Source organism: Hydrogenimonas urashimensis (genome assembly GCF_016593255.1).
GTDB classification, from domain to species: Bacteria; Campylobacterota; Campylobacteria; order Campylobacterales; family Hydrogenimonadaceae; genus Hydrogenimonas; species Hydrogenimonas urashimensis.
In genome coordinates this window covers 327824-344891 of the sequence record NZ_AP023212.1, presented here as the reverse complement: position 1 = coordinate 344891, position 17068 = coordinate 327824, and the positions used below count along the sequence as shown (strand labels likewise).

Annotated in this window: 18 protein-coding genes; 8 read left to right on the top strand and 10 right to left on the bottom strand. The window is 53.7% G+C overall.

The genetic code is table 11. The features are described from left to right. Positions 1–6 precede the first annotated feature (6 nt). From glsA to JMG82_RS01730, 4 genes are read left to right on the top strand one after another with little or no spacing between them, the layout of a single operon-like run. Positions 7–1041 carry a glutaminase A gene (gene glsA, locus JMG82_RS01745; RefSeq protein WP_201353224.1) on the top strand — a complete coding sequence of 345 codons (1035 nt, stop codon included), beginning with the start codon at positions 7–9 and terminating at the stop codon, positions 1039–1041. Positions 1042–1050: 9 nt separating this feature from the next. After that, the gene (locus JMG82_RS01740) at positions 1051–2466 is read left to right on the top strand and encodes an OprD family outer membrane porin (protein ID WP_201353223.1); all 1416 of its coding nucleotides are present in this window, start codon (positions 1051–1053) and stop codon (positions 2464–2466) included. A 54-nt stretch (positions 2467–2520) separates the two neighbouring features. Next, on the top strand, positions 2521–3609 hold the full coding sequence (gene truD, locus JMG82_RS01735; protein ID WP_201353222.1) for a tRNA pseudouridine(13) synthase TruD: 1089 nt from the start codon (positions 2521–2523) through the stop codon (positions 3607–3609). Further along, positions 3606–5978, top strand: coding sequence for an AAA family ATPase (locus JMG82_RS01730; RefSeq protein WP_201353221.1), 2373 nt, complete (start codon positions 3606–3608; stop codon positions 5976–5978). Before truD ends, JMG82_RS01730 begins: the two co-directional genes overlap by 4 nt. A 3-nt stretch (positions 5979–5981) precedes the next feature. On the opposite strand, the gene JMG82_RS01725 is transcribed toward JMG82_RS01730, so the two are convergent. Next, entirely contained in the window at positions 5982–6419 is a 438-nt protein-coding gene (locus JMG82_RS01725) for a hypothetical protein (RefSeq protein WP_201353220.1), read from the bottom strand. An 8-nt stretch (positions 6420–6427) separates the two neighbouring features. Then, positions 6428–7000, bottom strand: a complete 573-nt coding sequence (locus JMG82_RS01720; protein WP_201353219.1) for a hypothetical protein — start codon at positions 6998–7000, stop codon at positions 6428–6430. Between the two features lie 204 nt (positions 7001–7204). Between JMG82_RS01720 and JMG82_RS01715 the strand changes: the two genes are divergently transcribed. The 4 genes from JMG82_RS01715 (at position 7205) to JMG82_RS01700 (ending at position 9817) form a co-directional block, all read left to right on the top strand. Beyond that, positions 7205–7858: a c-type cytochrome gene (locus JMG82_RS01715; RefSeq protein WP_201353218.1), complete on the top strand. Its 654-nt coding sequence runs from the start codon at positions 7205–7207 to the stop codon at positions 7856–7858. Between the two features lie 144 nt (positions 7859–8002). Continuing rightward, positions 8003–8566, top strand: coding sequence for a YajG family lipoprotein (locus JMG82_RS01710; protein ID WP_201353217.1), 564 nt, complete (start codon positions 8003–8005; stop codon positions 8564–8566). Next, positions 8538–9218: a hypothetical protein gene (locus tag JMG82_RS01705; RefSeq protein WP_236579161.1), complete on the top strand. Its 681-nt coding sequence runs from the start codon at positions 8538–8540 to the stop codon at positions 9216–9218. The genes JMG82_RS01710 and JMG82_RS01705 overlap by 29 nt, the downstream gene beginning before the upstream one ends. After that, on the top strand, positions 9215–9817 hold the full coding sequence (locus tag JMG82_RS01700; protein WP_201353216.1) for a hypothetical protein: 603 nt from the start codon (positions 9215–9217) through the stop codon (positions 9815–9817). Before JMG82_RS01705 ends, JMG82_RS01700 begins: the two co-directional genes overlap by 4 nt. Here the strand turns inward: JMG82_RS01700 and JMG82_RS01695 are convergent. The 8 genes from JMG82_RS01695 to JMG82_RS01660 form a co-directional block, all read right to left on the bottom strand. Next, entirely contained in the window at positions 9795–10445 is a 651-nt protein-coding gene (locus JMG82_RS01695; protein WP_236579160.1) for a phosphoribosyltransferase, read from the bottom strand. The genes JMG82_RS01700 and JMG82_RS01695 overlap by 23 nt on opposite strands. Before the next feature lie 85 nt (positions 10446–10530). After that, a complete protein-coding gene (locus tag JMG82_RS01690) occupies positions 10531–11208 on the bottom strand; it encodes a YggS family pyridoxal phosphate-dependent enzyme (protein WP_201353215.1) in 678 nt (225 codons plus the stop codon). Continuing rightward, entirely contained in the window at positions 11201–12256 is a 1056-nt protein-coding gene (rseP, locus tag JMG82_RS01685) for an RIP metalloprotease RseP (protein ID WP_201353214.1), read from the bottom strand. The genes JMG82_RS01690 and rseP overlap by 8 nt, the downstream gene beginning before the upstream one ends. Continuing rightward, the gene (gene pgsA / locus JMG82_RS01680) at positions 12257–12805 is read right to left on the bottom strand and encodes a CDP-diacylglycerol--glycerol-3-phosphate 3-phosphatidyltransferase (protein WP_201353213.1); all 549 of its coding nucleotides are present in this window, start codon (positions 12803–12805) and stop codon (positions 12257–12259) included. It lies immediately after the preceding gene. After that, a complete protein-coding gene (locus tag JMG82_RS01675; RefSeq protein ID WP_201353212.1) occupies positions 12802–13587 on the bottom strand; it encodes an enoyl-ACP reductase in 786 nt (261 codons plus the stop codon). The genes pgsA and JMG82_RS01675 overlap by 4 nt, the downstream gene beginning before the upstream one ends. A 91-nt stretch (positions 13588–13678) precedes the next feature. Then, complete coding sequence (gene dapA, locus JMG82_RS01670) at positions 13679–14569, bottom strand: 4-hydroxy-tetrahydrodipicolinate synthase (RefSeq protein ID WP_201353211.1); 891 nt, start codon at positions 14567–14569, stop codon at positions 13679–13681. Further along, positions 14566–15828: a M16 family metallopeptidase gene (locus JMG82_RS01665; protein ID WP_201353210.1), complete on the bottom strand. Its 1263-nt coding sequence runs from the start codon at positions 15826–15828 to the stop codon at positions 14566–14568. The genes dapA and JMG82_RS01665 overlap by 4 nt, the downstream gene beginning before the upstream one ends. A 62-nt stretch (positions 15829–15890) precedes the next feature. After that, entirely contained in the window at positions 15891–16946 is a 1056-nt protein-coding gene (locus JMG82_RS01660; protein WP_201353209.1) for a quinone-dependent dihydroorotate dehydrogenase, read from the bottom strand. Between the last annotated feature and the right edge of the window lie 122 nt (positions 16947–17068).

Here is a 17068-nt window from a genome sequence, read left to right as displayed (position 1 = left end):
TAAAGAATGGGTGCATCGGGACGTAGAGGTTTTTTGGCATTTTTCGCCATGGTACTGGTACTCTTTTCGGGGAGCGCTCTTTTTGCGAGAGACGTTTCGGGGTTGCATACCCTCTCGGAAACCGGAATCAAACAGGTGGTTAAGGAGGCGTACGAAAAGTTCAAAAACGACAACAGCGGAAAAAACGCCGACTATATCAAGGCCCTGGCCAAAGTTGATCCCAAAATTTTCGGCATCACGGTCGTGACCCGCGACGGAAAGGTGATCGAAGCGGGCGACACGAAATCGGCAGTATCGATTCAGTCCATCTCCAAAGTCTTCACCGCCTCGCTGGTGATGCAGGAGCATGGTGCGAAGTTTCTGCAGGAAAAAATCGGTGCCAACGCTACGGGACTGCCTTTCAACTCCATCATCGCCATCGAACTGCATGACGGCAGCGCTTCGAACCCCTTCGTCAACGCCGGAGCCATCCAGGCGACCAGCTGGGTGAGGGCGAAAGACTCCAAGGAGCGTTGGGCGAAGATCAAGAAGAATATGGACGATTACGCGGGGAATGAACTGGCTTTCAACGAAGAGGTCTATATCTCCGAAGTCAATGACAACAAGCGCAACCAGGCGATTTCGAAAATTCTCGATGCCTACGGCCGTATGGGCTCCGACCCGCTGGAGGCGACCACGGTCTACACCAAGCAGTGTTCCGTCAACGTCAACGCCCACGACCTGGGCGTGATGGGAGCGACACTGGCCAATCACGGTGTCAACCCCATCACCGGCAAGCGGGTACTCAAAGCGGCCTACGTGCCCAAACTGCTGGCGGTCATGGCCACCGCGGGACTCTACGACAATGCCGGCGACTGGCTCTACGAGACGGGGGCTCCCGCCAAGAGCGGTGTCGGAGGCGGCTTGCTGACGGTGATTCCGGGCAAATTGGCCATCGGCGTCGTCTCCCCGCCGCTGGACAAATACGGCAACAGTGTCCGTGCCCAGAAAGCGACCATCTACATCATCGAGAAGCTGGGGCTCAACCCCTATGCCCAGTAAGGAGAGTAGATGAGACGCATACACTTTGCTGTATCGACAGCCGCTCTCTTGATGGTGGTTTCGGCGCAGGCAGCGGAACCTATCGCTATCCCCTCGGCAGAGGTGGTGGATGACGACCATAGCTACGAGCCGCTTCTCAACCGCAAACCGGAAGGTATCTTCCTTTACGACACGGGGTGGAAAATATCGGGCGATATGCGGGCAGGGTGGGTCGATTACGACTACTCCAACCCGTACCCGGCCAACCCAAACGTCAACAAAGGGCATACCGATTCCAGGGGATTGTATCTCATTCCCAAAGTATCGCTGGAGTCTCCCGATTTCAACGGATGGTCGGGCAAAGTGACGGTCGCCGGCGCCACCGATTTCGGGCTCAACGACCCCGACGACGAATCCCGTACCTTCGTTCTGGGAACCGACAACAAATCCTACGCCATTTTACAGGAAGCCTATGTGCAATATAAAAACGGCGACCATGAAGCGGCCATCGGCGCCAAAGAGATCGTCACTCCGATGATCGACGCCGACGACTGGTATATGCTGGCCGACACGTTCCAGGCAGCCTACTACGTCAACAAACAGATCGACCATCTCAAACTTGGCGTCGCCTACTTCTACAAAATGGCCGGTCCCTGGGACAGCGGCGCCAGAAACGGAAGCGAAGAGTACGCCTCGATGTCCGAAGCGAGTTTTCTGCCAGGAATCATCAAGGACGACATCGGCGACGAGGGGGTCTACACCGTCGCCGGTGTCTACAACATAGAACATCACAACCTTCAGCTCTGGGACTATTACGGCAACGACATGTACAACACCTTCTTCGCGCAGTACGATTTCACCGACCGATGGGAGAGTCTCGATTACGATTTCGGTCTGCAGTTCATCGACTTCACCGATGTGGGCAAAATGTCGGACTGGGTAGGAAAACGTCTCGACCCTGCCGATCCCGACTCCAGATTCGAAGGGATCGACTACAACATCTTCTCGCTGCGGTTTGACGGCAGCTTCGACAACGGCTTCGATTTCGCCACGGGTGCGAGTTTCTACAGCGACGGGCCGGGGACAGGGGACACCCTCGGCGCCTGGGGCGGCTATCCCTATTTCGCCAATGGCATGATTTTCCACTTCTTCGAGGCGGGCAGTCTGCGCAACGCCAACTCCTACAAACTCCAGTTGGGATACGACATGGGCAAACTGGGTGCGGGGGGTCTGTGGGGCGGGGTGCGATATACCTATTTCGACCTCGATGGCAAGTATTCCAAAACCGCGTCGGACGAGCCCCAAAGCAAAATGCAGCTGCTGGGCCTGCGTCTTTCCTACAAGAACGAGGGTGGGGTCTATTTCACCGGGACCTACGAACATGTGGATCTGGATCACGAACCCAACACCTGGGCGCTGCGCCTCATCGGCGGCGTCACTTTCTGATAGAACTTCTTCCAAAAGGGTCGTTACCGGCCCTTTTTGCGTTATACTTCGTCCATGAAAGTAGACAGACTCTATCCATTGAGCCATACTCCCATAGAGTTTTATTTTCGGCAAAATCCCACCGATTTCGTCGTGACGGAGATTCCCCTATACGACTTTTCGGGGGAAGGCGAGCATCTTGTAATCAAAATCAGGAAAAAGGGTTTGACGACCTGGCAGATGCTCGAAACACTCAGTTCGACTCTCGGGTTGAAAGTCAAAGATATCGGATATGCCGGCCTCAAGGACAAAGAAGCCATGACCGTGCAGTACCTTTCCATTCCCAAAAAGCATGAAGAGGCGTTGAAAAACTTCTCCCACAAACAGATTAAAATACTCGAAACGACCCGTCACGGAAACAAACTGCGTATCGGCCATCTGAAAGGCAACCGCTTCTTCATCCGTCTAAAAAAGGTGAGCCCCACTGATGCGGCGAAAATCGATTCGCTTCTGAAGTGGATAGAAGCGAATGGATCACCCAACTATTTCGGCTGGCAGCGATTCGGCAAAGAGGGGGACAATTTCGAAATCGCCAGGGAGATCATCGAGGGGAAAAAGAGAATGCGCCACCGCAAAAAGCGCGATTTTCTGATGAGCGCCTATCAGTCGCACCTATTCAATATGTGGCTGAGCAAGCGGATCGAAATTTCCAGGCTTTTCGATGCGTTCAAGCCCAAAGAGCTGAAAGAGGTGTTCGTCTGGAACGACGAAGTGATACGGCAGATTCACAAAGAGCCCCACTTCTTCAAACTTCTTCCCGGCGACTTGGCCCAGCACTATCCCCACGGCAGACTCTTCACCGTATCCAACATTCACGAAGACGCGGCCCGCTTTCAGGCCCGTGAGATAAGTCCTACGGGTATTCTTCCGGGGCTCAAAGCCAAACAGGCGACGGGACTTGCGTGGGAGATCGAAAAGGAGTTTTTAAGGGAGGTCCCGGCCCAGGGCGGCCGGCGGTATGCCTGGATATGGCCGGAAGCGATCGAAGGCGTTTACAAAAAAGAGGAGTGGCATTACGAGCTGCACTTTACTCTGCCCAAAGGCTCCTATGCCACTGTGTTGCTTGAAATGATCGCCAACAGACCTTTGAAAGAGAAGCTATGAGTAGTGTCAATTCATTTGAAAGATATGCGAAAAAAGAGATTGTCGGACAGGAGAGGGCGATAGCATTTCTCAGCCTCGCGGTCGAAAGAGTCGGGCGGGTCAGACTTTTCGACGGCGTGGAAGGAGCGATCGCCCTGGCGGGCCCGCCCGCCTGCGGAAAGAATTTCGCCGCCGTGATCGTCGGACGCTACCTGCAGCGGGAGACGCTGATTCTTCATATGGGCGAATATGCCTATGCCGACGACATCGAACGACTTGTGGGAAAGCACGGCGTGCTGGAACGGTGGATCAACGAACATCCCAACGGCGTCGTCGTTTTCGAAGAGATCGAAAAAGCGGATCACTCCATCCAGCGGGCGATAGCGGCCATCGTCTCCGACGGGGCTCCGGACGATCAGAGACGCTACCGCCAGGCGCTCTTTCTCTTTACCTTCACTCTGGGGGACCCCTCCTGGTACGAACGATCCTTTGTCGACGCCTTTTATGACAACCCGCTGCTGCGCCAAGGAAAATTCTATGAAGATATCTCAAAAGTGGCCGCCCCCGATGAAGTGGGCAATATGGTGGCGCTTTTCGATGCCGAACTGCTCAACGTTCTGAGCGAAGGGGATCTGACGCTCTTTTACCTTCTCGATCTCAAAGCGCTCTGGAGCATTACGGAACGAATCATGAATCGAACCGTGGCGCAGCTCAACAGCGTTTCGCTTACGGAGATCGAGATACGCGATCCCAAAGAGGTGGCACTGGCGCTGCTACTCGGTTTTTCTCCCTATCTCAACGCCAAACGGATCGCCCACAAACTTCCCGCACTGTTGACAGACCGGCTCTCGCTTCAGTGCCAGAGGGCTGGAAAGTGCATCATTGCGCTCTCTCCCAAAGCGCGCAGGTGGCTGAGCGGTTTTTTCGATCTCTCGTTCGATCTGAAATATTTCATCAAATTCGAGCGCCATTTCGAACTGACATGGAAAACCAGGGAGGGAAAAAGAGAAACGACGCTTCTTATCGATGCCCTCAAAGAAATCGAACCGCAGCGTCCCGAGCAGCGCTCCGCTTATGCCGACAGACTCTCGATACGCGCGTCACATATCGGATTCGGCGACGTGGCGGGGCAGATTCGCGTCAAAAAGGAGCTTAGGTCCATCATCAAAGTGCTGCAGAACGAAAAGGGGCTCAAACACTTCCGTATTACACTGCCAAAGGGGCTGCTCCTCTACGGGCCAGAAGGTGTGGGAAAGACGATGCTCGTCAAGGCATTCGCCAAGGAGGCGGGGCTTCCCTACATCTACCTCCGCAGTGTCGATCTATTTGACGAAGTGCTGATTCAGGAGGTCTACAGCCGGGCCAGGATCGCGGCCCCTGTCATCGTGGTGCTAGAAGGCGTCGATACCAAAGGGGTGATCGAAGGGAATTACACCCATATCCCCACCGGTACGCTCTGCGACATGATCGACCGCGCCCCCGCCGAACCGGACAACTACATCTTCACAATCGCTACGGCGCGTGACCTGCAGGAGGTACCCGAAGATCTGACCCATCCCGGCCGAATCGACCAGAGTGTCGAAGTTCCCGAACTCGACCGGGAAGCGCGGCGCTTTTTTGCCGAAAAGATACTTGAAAAGCCCCATGAAGAGGGAATCGACATCGACCGCATCACCCGCTACATGTCCGGCATGAACGGGTACGAACTGGAACGCATCGCCAAAGAGGCGGCGCTGGACGCGCTGAGGGCAGGCAAAGAGAAATTGAGCGAGGAGATCGTCATCGATCGCATCAATACGATCAAATACGGCCACAAACTCGAAAAGAAACGGTTCAAAAACTTTGAGGAGGATCTGAAAAAGAGTGCCTGGCATGAAGCGGCCCATGCTGTCGCCTCCTTGCGTCTGCTTCCCGATGTGGAGATCGAACAGGTGACCGTGATTCCCCGAAGCGAAGCGCTCGGACTGGTCTCCTACATGGAAGACGCCATCGAAACCAACATGAGCAAAGAGGAGATCGAGGCCAACATCGCGGTACTGCTGGCAGGCCGACTCGCCACGATCAAAAAATTCGGCAAAGAGAAAGGGCTGGAAACCGGTGCCTACAACGACCTGCAGGAAGCCTCGCTCTATGCCTACAGTGCCGTGGCGCAGTTCGGGATGGATGAAGAACTGTTCAATCTCCATGTGGAGATCCTGTTGCAAAACGTCAGCCACACCCTTTTCAAGGAGACGATCGAATCACGCGTCAGAGCCTGGATTGATAAAGGGACGAAAAGAGCCGAGGAGATTGTCGAAACGGAGTGGAAAACGATCGAAAGGATCGCCAAAAAGCTCCTTAAGGAGGAGGTCATCGAAGGCGACCAACTCAAAAAGCTGGTTCTTGGCTGATATTCAGCCCAGCTCTTGCAGTACCTTTTTGGCGAACGCATCCATGGCGGCGCGGTATTCGGTATTGAAACTTTCGGTGTAGTGCGATTTAATGATACGCACATCCTCCTCGAACTGCTCGAACTCTTCGTCTTCGTACAGGTCGGTTACTTCGAAATGGATCTCGATCTCCTCCTGAAGGTCATCCATCAGGTTTTTGAAAAAAGCGAAATCTTCCGGATATTTTTCGGCCAGCAGATCGGTCTCCTCTTTGAGCGGAAGGGAAGTTTCGCCGAAATAGGGATCAAGATCGATCATTCCCATCAGACCGTTCTCATCGAGTTCGCCAAGAAGCCTCTCAAGAGCCAGAAGGGTCTTGACCGCTTCGTCATTCCCGCTGGAAGCGGCCTTTGCTTTGAGCGTTTCACGGATTTCGCCGTATGCCGGTTCAAGCGACATCATCCATCTCCTTAATCGAAAATTATTCTGCATCCATACTCGGTATCGAGCCGAAGCGGGACTTTTCTCTGCTTCCCGTCAAATCCGCGGATAGTAACGGTGGTGATCCCTTTTGAAAGCAGCTCTTTCGCTTTTTGCTTGCTGAGCATTTTACCGCCGAAACGCTTAATCGAATTTTTGAAAATGGCAAATTCGCACCCATCCTCCCATTTCGAACAGCCGTAGCTGAGCGGACTTTCGACGACATCGGCACCGCAGAGGGGGCATGCACCCAGAATTTCGAGTTCGCTTCCGGCTTCGTAATCGATCCATGGGCGCCACCTGCCTTCGATTTTTTTGAGTTCGACCGTGAACATGCGCTCAGTGCCGTTGGCCATTTTGAAACGGAGTCTAGCAGGACCTTTGAGCAGTCGTCGCACCTCTCCAGCGGAAAGGGAGTAGTGTCCAATCGAGGCAAGCGCGCCAAAGGGGAGGGTGAAAGCACAGCCGTCACGAAAACCTTCGCATCCGTAGAAGCCCTCTCTTTTGACAATCCTCTCACCGCATTCCGGGCATTTTCCAAGAGATGTCGATCCTTTTTTCATCGTGAAATTGTACCCAAATCGCTGAGCATGGTGGCATCTAGATATTTATGGACGGCGATGCTCTTGATCCATCTTCAAGCCACGGGCGGACCGAAGCTTTTTCGTAAACACGCTTCCGCCAATACTCTCCCTGCATTTCTCACGAAACGGACGGTTTGATATATATCAATAAAATTTATTTTTGGGTGTATTAAACTATCCGGTATGAAACGGACGGTTTGGCTTCTTCTTTTGCTGATTCTCTCCCTCCGTGCGGAGGATTTTTCCCTGGCGCGTGAAAAGCGGTATCTGGCGGCACTCGATACGATCATGAACAAAATCGACAAAGAGCGTCTCGCGCAGATGGGGAAAACGCTCTTTATGAAAAAGTGCGCTTTCTGCCACGGCAAAGACGGCAGGGGACGTCAGGGGTTCGCTGCCGACCTTACCCGACGGATTTCCAGCGAACGGGCTTTGCTGAATATCCAAAAAGGCGCCCGCAATTTCGTTCACAGCTATCCCGGCGGCATGCCCCCCATGGTACCGGACAGAATACGTGCCGAAGCGATCGCCGACTATGTGGCTTCCGGCTTTCCCGAAACCCACGAGGGAGCGGCATTGTACGAAAAAGCGCATTGCGCCCGGTGTCATGGCCGAGAGGGCAGGGGCATCCGATATCGGGCACCCAATATTCGCCATTTTGATCTTGTAACGGTTGCGGCCATTTTGAAAAACGGGAAATTCGGCATACTCGGCCGAATGCCCGCCTACAGCCGTCTTGCCCCCTATCAGGTCTCGATGCTCGCACTCTACATTATGAAGATTTCCCGGGGCGCTTCGGAAGAAATCGCAGGCGAAAGAACCCTTGACGAGCAATAGAGCATACATATACAAGGCCGCCATTGTCCATTTTTTAACCGATGTTTCACGATATCCGTTTTTAAAATTCCAAATGCTATCATTGCGGCTCTATTTCACAACAGGTTGATACAAATGATTCGATCATTACTGACAGTATGCATAATGACTTTCTCAATCCTTGTGGGACTCGGAGGCTGTTCGCAGAAGCCTCAGGCGATCATTTCGCTCGCTCCTTTCACACCCGATCCCGCCGTCTACCAGAAGAATGGCACCATCTACCTTGCCGGTGTCAAGGATGTAAGAAAACAAAAAGGGGTCGTAGGCAGAATCGTCAAGGACGGAAAAATCGTCACCACCGTCACGATCTCCCATCCTGTCGACAGTTGGTTCAAAGAGTCAATCATCAAGGCACTCGATACGGAAGGGTGCAAAGTCGTCACCCACAACGTGAAGAATGCCAACGTCGCCAAAATCTCCATTTTCATCGACAGACTCAATGCAAGACTCAACCACGACGAGTTGACAAAAGAGAATCTCGAAGCGACCGCCCGTGTAACGCTTCTGATTGAGCAGGGCAAAAAAAAGATCACCAAACATGTGGGTCTGACACAGAAAAAATGGGTCCCGCCTTTCGCGAATGAAAAGAGTGTGCGGGAATTTCTTCAGGAGACACTCGAGTCGCTGGTAGAGAGTGTCCGTGCGCAGATCGATGCTTACAGATTCTAAATTTGCCAAACAGACAATCTGGCTCTTGGTATGGGGTGTCGCTTTCGCCTATATCGAGAGTTCCGTTGTCGTCTATCTGCGTAAAATCTACTATCCCAACGGGTTCGCCTTTCCGCTCGTTCCGATCGAGCCCAAAATTTTTCTGACAGAGGTGATCCGCGAAGCGGCAACCCTTGTCATCCTGTGGGCCACGGCGTCACTTGCCTGCCGCCGTCTCCAAAACCGAATCGCCGCTTTTCTCGTCCTTTTCGGTATCTGGGACATCTTCTACTACGTTTTTCTCAAACTCCTTCTTGACTGGCCTTCCTCTCTTCAGACATGGGATATTCTCTTTCTGATTCCGCTGCCTTGGGCAGGACCCGTCTGGGCACCGATGCTGGTGGCGGCCTCGATGCTTCTTTTTGGCTTTTGGATTTTGAGAAGCAATCGACGAAGACGTTTCTACCGCTACGACAGAAGCTTCATTGCGGCCGAGTCGGTCGCGGCCGCAATCATCATTCTCTCCTTCATTATCCCCGGAATGAAAGTACTCGACGGCGATGTTCCAAGAGACTTTCCTCTCTTTCTCTTTGGCGGGGGGTATGGTATCGGCATTCTTTTCTTTTTGCGCTATCATGCCACCAGCCGATATCATGATGTGGAGGAGCTATGAGCTACAGACTCGAATATGCCGGTCCAAAACCTGTCTGTTCCGGCCATGGGGTTGTGTTCGATTACGCGAAAGATGACAGGTATATCTACCTCGACACGCTTATTCAGCTTGTCGAAGCCCTCGATAGGCGCGTACCGCAGGAGGGGATATTGCGATTCGGCATCAAAAAAGAGCCGCTTGATGGCGCGACGATACTCGAAAAGGTGCGCAAAATCGACCCCGGCGTGGAGAGTCGGATGGAAAATGCCGCCGAAGCGGTGAGAAATCGGATGAGTGTGCTGAAAGAGCGTACGGAAAACAATGGACTTCTCGACGCTGCGGAAAAGGAAGCATGGCTGAAAAATATGCGACTGATGCAAAACTATGTCATTCAGCGTGGTGTCAACAAGGCGGTCTACTATCTTCTCATCGATAGGCTCGCTAAAGAGCTCAAAGAAGGAAGCGTGCGGTATATCGTCCTTCCCATGCACCGTAACTTCCACCATGTCGCCAAATCTCTCGGCAATGCGCTCGCAAAACAGAAACCGCCCGTCTCCACTTACGCGGAAATTTTCGAAACCAAAGAGGGACTCGCTCTCAAATTCTCTCTGCTGCCTTGAATCGGCGCCATCGCGCCATGATTTCCAATACCTCTTCGTCGCTCACGTCGTACCAGTTTTCATAGGCATCGGCGACGGCTCTGAACCAGGGCGGGGTGGAGAGAATGACCACATCGTCCACAATCTTCTGAAGTTCCGCTTTCACCCGTGGGCTTCCGACAGGCGCCGCCACGACGATTTTCGCCGCCTGCTGATGTTTGCAAAATTCGATGGCGGCATGCATCGTCGAACCCATGGCGATACCGTCGTCGACAAGAATGACGGTTCTTCCCGCAACCGGCGTGATGGGTCTGCCGCCGCGCAATGTGCGTATACGCCGTACAATCTCCTCCTTCTGATACGCGGCGATGCTTTCGATAAGCGATTGATCGAGTATTTCGGCATAGTAGGGAATGATGTAGAAAGACCCGTCTTCGGCGATGGCGCCGAAACCCGATTCGGGATTTTCGGGGAAGGGGAGTTTGCGGGCGATGAGCAGGTCGAAATCGGCATCCAGCGCTTTGGCCACTTCGTATCCGACCTCCGTACCTCCGCGGGGTATGGCCAGAACCAGCGGATGTTCGCTTTTGTAACGCATGAGCGCGCGGGCCAGATGTTCGCCCGCATCTTTTCTGTCTCTAAACACCATGGCTTCCTCCTCGACAGATTTAAGCGATACTCTTTATACCATAGAAAAACGACGATTCGAAAGGCCCGCTGCCCCCGCCGGCAATCTATTTGAACAGCAACGACCCGATGCGGATCATGTTGGAACCGCACTCGATGGCCAGCTCGAAGTCGTGGCTCATTCCCATGGAGCAAATCTGTGCCCCGTCCTTTTTGAGTCTGTCGAAAATGTCGTAGGTGGTCTCGAAACTTTTGCGGACCAGCGCCTTCTCTTCGGTATGGGCACCGATGGTCATGACACCGCGCAGATCGATGTTGGGACATCTCTCTTTGATCGCCGTATAGATCTCCACCGCTTCGTCGGGATCGACACCCGTTTTGGACTCCTCCCGGGCGCTGTTGATCTGCATCAGGCATTCCATCGTGACATTTTGCTCCGCCAGGCGCTTCTGCATCGCTTCGGCGAGTTCCAGAGAATCGAGCGACTGCATCATGAACGGATTGGCCCGGATCAGATGGTTGATCTTGTTTTTCTGAAGCCGACCGATGAAATGCCACTCGATCGGCAGATCCTCCAGATGCTCCGTGCGCTCCTGAAGCATCTGGACCCTGTTTTCGCCGAAGGCCCGCTGACCCAGATCGTAGAGCATCCGGACCTGCTCTTCTGTGGCATATTTGCTGACTGCGACGATTTTGACGATGTGGTGTTCGCTGCGCCTTATGCGCGCCTCTTCGACACGCCATACCAACTGATCGAGACGTTTTTGCATCTGTGCTCTATCCATGTGTAATCCTTGCAATGTCGTTGTAGATGGTAAAGACCATGAGAGAAAGGAGCAGTCCCCATCCCACCAGAGTGAGACGGTAAACTATCTCTTCGTTGGGAGGGCGGCGGAAAATCATCTCGTAAAGGGTGAAGATGATGTGTCCGCCGTCGAGTGCCGGTATCGGCAGCAGGTTCAAAACCCCCAAATTCACCGAAATGAGCGCTGTCAGGGCAAAAAGCGCCACCACGCCGTGTTGTGCCGCGTCGGCTGTCACCTGGACGATGGCGATGACACCGCCCATTTCCTTCGCGGGGACGACCCCCTCAATCAGCTTTTCGACGCTGATGACAATCATCATGCTCGCTTCCACCGTCTTTTTCCAGGCGTAGGCAAAGGCGTGCACGGGATCGTACTTCACTTTCACGATATCGCCGCTGGGCCCGATACCCACCATTCGTCGCTTCACCGTTTCGCCGAAAATGTTTTTGGCCTCAAGAATCCGGGGCGAGACGACGACGGAACGAAGCGTGCCGTTGTGCTCCACAAGCATCTGCAAAGAACCGCTGGAGTGGGAGATGATATCGCTGAGCTGGTCCCATATCCTGATCTTTTCGTCGTTGATGGCGATGATGCGGTCCCCTTTTTGCAGTCCCGCCAGATCGGCCGGCGAATTCTCCTGCACCATGCCGATGACGGGTTTGTAGGCGTTCGCCCCCATCAACGCGATGGCATAATAGAGAAAAAAGGCAAGGAGAAAGTTGAAAAGGGGACCGCCGAGAAGTATCAAAATCCGCTGCCACGGGGGTTTGACATTGTAACTGTCCGGATCGTGGCTGACTTTTGTCGGATCGGTGTCGTCCTGCCCCTTCATCTTCACGTAGCCGCCAAGGGGCACGGCACTGAGCGCATATTCGGTGCCGTCGACCGTTTTTGAAGCGATCACTTTGCCAAAACCGATGGAAAAACGCTCCACATGCACACCGAAAAGACGGGCGAAGAGGAAATGGCCCAGTTCATGGAAAAAGATCAGAAAGGAGAGGACGAGAAGGGAGACGATCATACCCATCTATTTCCCCCTCGCGTAGTCGCGTACATATTCGTACCCACTATAAAGTGTAATCGCCACGGCGACCCAGAGCAGCAGTGTCCCGCCGGGCCAGTCCATCGTCAGAAAACCGATGGCGAACATCTGGGCCACTGTCTTGACCTTTCCCATCCAGGAGGCGCTGACATCCTTCCCTTCACCGACAATCACGACACGAAGCCCCGTGATGAAGAACTCGCGGCTGAGAATGAGAAAAATGGCGAAAACGTCGGCACGTCCCAATACGACCAGCCCCAAAAAGGCAGCCAGGGTGAGCATTTTATCGGCCAGAGGGTCGATAATCTTGCCCAGAGGCGTAATCTGATCGCACAGGCGTGCGACATAGCCGTCGAAAAAGTCGGTGACGCTGGCAAGAACGAAAACGAGTGCCGCGTAATAGTCGAGCCAGCTGGAATGGATGCCCTGAAGGAGAGGGGTCTCTCTGTAGGCAAGGAGCCAGAGCATAAGCGGCGCCATGAGCAGCCGCGAAAATGCGAGGATGTTGGGTAGGTTCAAGGCCCCTTTCGTCATTGAAAGCTCGTACCCCCGTCGATGACGATGGTCTGTCCCGTCAGCCACGAGCATTCATCGGTACAGAGGAACCAGCACATCCCGGCGAGATCTTCGGGCTCTCCCATACGGTTGAGAGGCGAACGCGCCACCACTTCCGCCTTCACCTCTTCGTAGTTGGGAAATTTCTTCAGGGCATCGGTATCGATGGGACCGCCGCTGACGGCGTTGACGCGGATGCCTTTTTCGCCGAGCTCCGCCGCGGCATATTTGACCATCGTCTCAACGGCCGCTTTGTTGGTGCCGTGGCCGGCGTAGTTGGGCGTGTAGACAAGGTTCCCTGTGGAACTGAGGGAGATGATGCTGCCGCCGCCCGTCTTCTCCATCCGTTTCGCCGCCTCCTGGGCGCCGACGACAAAAGCGCTGACGGTCGCGGTGTAGATGTTGCAGAGCCCTTTGGGTTTGAGTCGCATAAAAGGTCCGAAACCACCGACGACGGCACGCCCCGAGATAATGGCGTTGGAGATGAAGTAATCGACCCGTTCGAAATCCTCGTCGATCTGTTTAAAGAGATCTTTGTAGGTTTCGGGTTCGAGAATGTTGAGCTGATAGGGTACGGCGCGGATGCCATATTTCGCTTTGACATCTTCAGCAATCTTTTCGGCCTCTTCGGCGTTCGAGTTGTAGGTGAACGCCACGTCCGCTCCCGCTTTTGCAAAACGGTAGAGAATCGCTTTTCCGATGCCGCGCGTGGCACCGCTGATGACGAGAACTTTGCCTTTCATACTTTCACATTGACTCATGATATTCCTTTATTCGTCGTTTGACGTCTGATGTTTGAAATCTCTTTTTTGGTTCAGGCACCGCAGAGACACCCGTTTCCGATTTACGGTCTCATGCCGGTATCTCGTACTGCTTCACCACCGTTTCTATCTGGCGCATATGCTCCGCTGTCGGTGGTGTCAGTGGCAGGCGATATTCGAGGGTATCGATAAGGCCCACGATATACATTGCCGCTTTGATCGGAATGGGATTGCTCTCGATGAAGAGAACTTTGTTGATGTCGTAAAGCCGATCGCTTATCACCTTGGACGAAGCATAATCCTCTTCCTGCGCCGAGTGGATCAGATCGGCGATGAGATTGGGCAGCAGATTGGAGGTGACGGAGATGCATCCGTTTCCGCCGGTCGCCATGATCGGGTAATTGATCGCGTCATCACCGCTGATAACGGCAAGCAGCGGGCGTTTGGCCTTCAGATGGAGGGTGCGTTCCATCGATCCCGTCGCCTCTTTGATGGCATAGACGTTCGCCACTTCGTCAAAGAGGCGGAAAACGGTATCGGGCGCGATGTCCAGGGCGGTGCGTCCCGGCACATTGTAGAGCATGACGGGAATCTCGATCGATTCGGCGATTGTTCTGTAGTGCTGGAAAATCCCCTCCTGGGTCGGTTTGTTGTAGTAGGGACAGACGGAGAGAATGGCGTCGGCTCCCGCCTTTTCCGCGAATCTGGCCAAATCGACCGCTTCCCGCGTCGAGTTGCTTCCCGCACCTGCGACCACCTTCACTTTTGTGCCTCGGCAGACGCTGACCGCCGTTTCGATGCACTCCTTGTGCTCGTCGTGGCTGAGGGTCGCACTCTCGCCCGTCGTTCCCACAGGAACCACTGCGTCGATGCCGTTGGCGATCTGTCTTTCGATCAGTTTCGCATACTGTGCGTGATCGACCTCACCGTTTTTGAAAGGGGTTACAAGCGCCGTCATGGCCCCGATAATCGTTTCACTCATTTCGTCTCACCTTTTCGTAAAATCACTGTCACGGATCTCTTTTTGTCGAGATAGCGGTTCGCGACTTCCCGGACCATGTCCGGTTTCAGTTTTTCGATATTCTCCTCGTAATGCAGGAGCGGCCCGATATCGCCGCGGGCAAGATAACCTCCGAAAAAATCGGCGACATTGCTGGAGTTCTCCATACTGAAGATAAAATCGGCCCGGGTGTTGACCTTCACCTTCTCAAGCTCCTCTTCGCTGACGCCCTCCTTTTTGATCCGCTCGATCTGCGCCCAGAACTCCTTTTCCACATCTTCGGCTTTGACGCCGGGGTTGCAAACCGCCAGGAAGAGGAAGATTCCCGGATCTTTCAGTTCCATGTTATAGGCATAGATCTGGTTGACCATCTTCTTTTTGTCGACCAGATCCTCGATAAGCCGGCTGCTCTTTCCGTGGCTCAGCAGTTCGCTCAGGGCTGAGAGCGCCGGCTGGTCGGGATGCCGGAAGTTGGGGATGGGAAAGGAGATCGCCACGATATCCACTTCGCTCTCTTTGTGTATGACGACCCGCTTGGGCCCGTCAGGCGCCGGTTCGACCTGGTGCAGTTTCGGAATGTCACAGCAGTTTTCGATTTTGCCGAAATGTTTTTTCGCCGCCTCAAACACTTTTTGCGGTTCTATATCGCCCGCCACGACGATAATGGCGTTCTGCGGCTGGTAATAGGTCTTGTGAAAAGTACGGATATCATCGATCGACCAGTTGAGAATGTCATTCATGAAACCGATGGGTGTCCAGTGGTAGGGGTGATAGATGAAGGCGTTGTTGAAAAGGCGGAAATAGAGATAGCCCACCGGATTGTTGTCGGTTCGCCATCGGCGCTCTTCGGCGACCACTTTGCGTTCGGGCTGGAACTCTTCGTCTTTGAGGCTCAGATTCGCCATCATGTCGGCGAAGAGCTCCAGCGACCTCTCAAGATGGCGGGAGGCGCTCTTGATGAAGTAGTGGGTGTAGTCGAACCCGGTCGAGGCGTTGTCGATGCCGCCCATGCGCTTGACGATTTTGTCGAATTCACCGGCTGCCATGTTCCCGGTCGATTTGAAGTTCATATGTTCGAGCATATGGGCGATGCCGCTTTTGCCCATCACTTCGTTGCGGCTTCCGACTCTGTAGAAGATATCGGTCGTTATGACCCCACTCTCGTTTTTGAGCGGGATGACAACCACTTCAAGACCGTTTTTCAAGGTCTTTGTATAGTATTTGGGCAGATTGTTTGCCATCAGAACTCCTGTGAAGATGGTGAAGAGTGAACAGTAAAGAGTGAACAGCTTGAGAAAAGGTCTCATTTTCGGTCGGCTCCTATCGCTTCTGAGATGTTCGCGAAACCGTCGTTTTCAAGAAGCCGAAGCAGGGTCCGGTTGATATTGCCGACCAGTTCAGGGCCTTTGAAGATAAGCCCCGTGAGCAGCTGCACCAGCGTGGCGCCGGCTTTGATCCGGCGGTAGGCCTCGTAACCGCTGTCGATTCCCCCCACACTGACAAGCACCGTTTTTCCGAAAAGCTCGTCGGCGATTGCGTCGAATATCTCGAAACTCTTATCCCGTATGACGCGTCCGCTGATGCCGCCCGCCTCTTTGGGCTCCTTTACGAGAGAATAGTCGATGCTGGTATTGGTCGCTATGATCCCGTCCGCACCCGCTTCGACCGCCCTTGCGCAGAGTGCGACTGCCGCCTCTTTGGGCATGTCGGGGGCGATTTTCAGAAGAATCGGTTTGTCGGTAAGGTTCTTGCCCATGTCAAAAAGCGCATGGATGAAAGCCTCGTTTTGCAGATCACGCAGTCCCGGAGTGTTGGGAGAAGAGATATTGATCACCAGGTAGTCGCAGAGGTTTCTGAAAGCTTTGATGCCGTGCTCGTAATCCTTCAGTGCCTCCCTTTCGGGGGTCACTTTGTTCTTCCCGATATTCACCCCCACAGGCGTCACGTAAGGGTAGCGTTTTTTGAGCTTCATCTGCATATGGTAGCTGCCTTTGTTATTAAAACCCATCGCATTCTGAAGCGCCTCTTCCGAGACGTGACGCCAAAGTCTCGGACGCGGATTGCCCGGCTGCGGCCTGGGTGTGACCGTGCCCACTTCGGTAAAACCGAAACCCAGAGCGGTCATCGACCGTATCAGATCCGCATCCTTGTCAAAACCGGCCGCGAGCCCCACGGGGTTGGGGAAAGTGCGTCCAAAAATCTCCTGTTTCAGCCTCGGATCGTCGATGAAATGGCGTTCTATCCAGGGGTTGAAGATCTGCGGGACCCATTCACCGATCTGCAGAAACGCGGTCACGAGATGGTGCGCCGTTTCCGGATCGAGACGGAAAAAGAGCGGTTTGATTTTTTCATAATCCATTCGGTTGTCGTCCAATTTTCTGTAAATTGGGATTGATTATACAAAAAAAGTGTCAAATTCCCCTTTAATCGCTGTGTCAACCGCAGGAAAAGGGGGTTGATATTACTTAATATGCTCCCAGA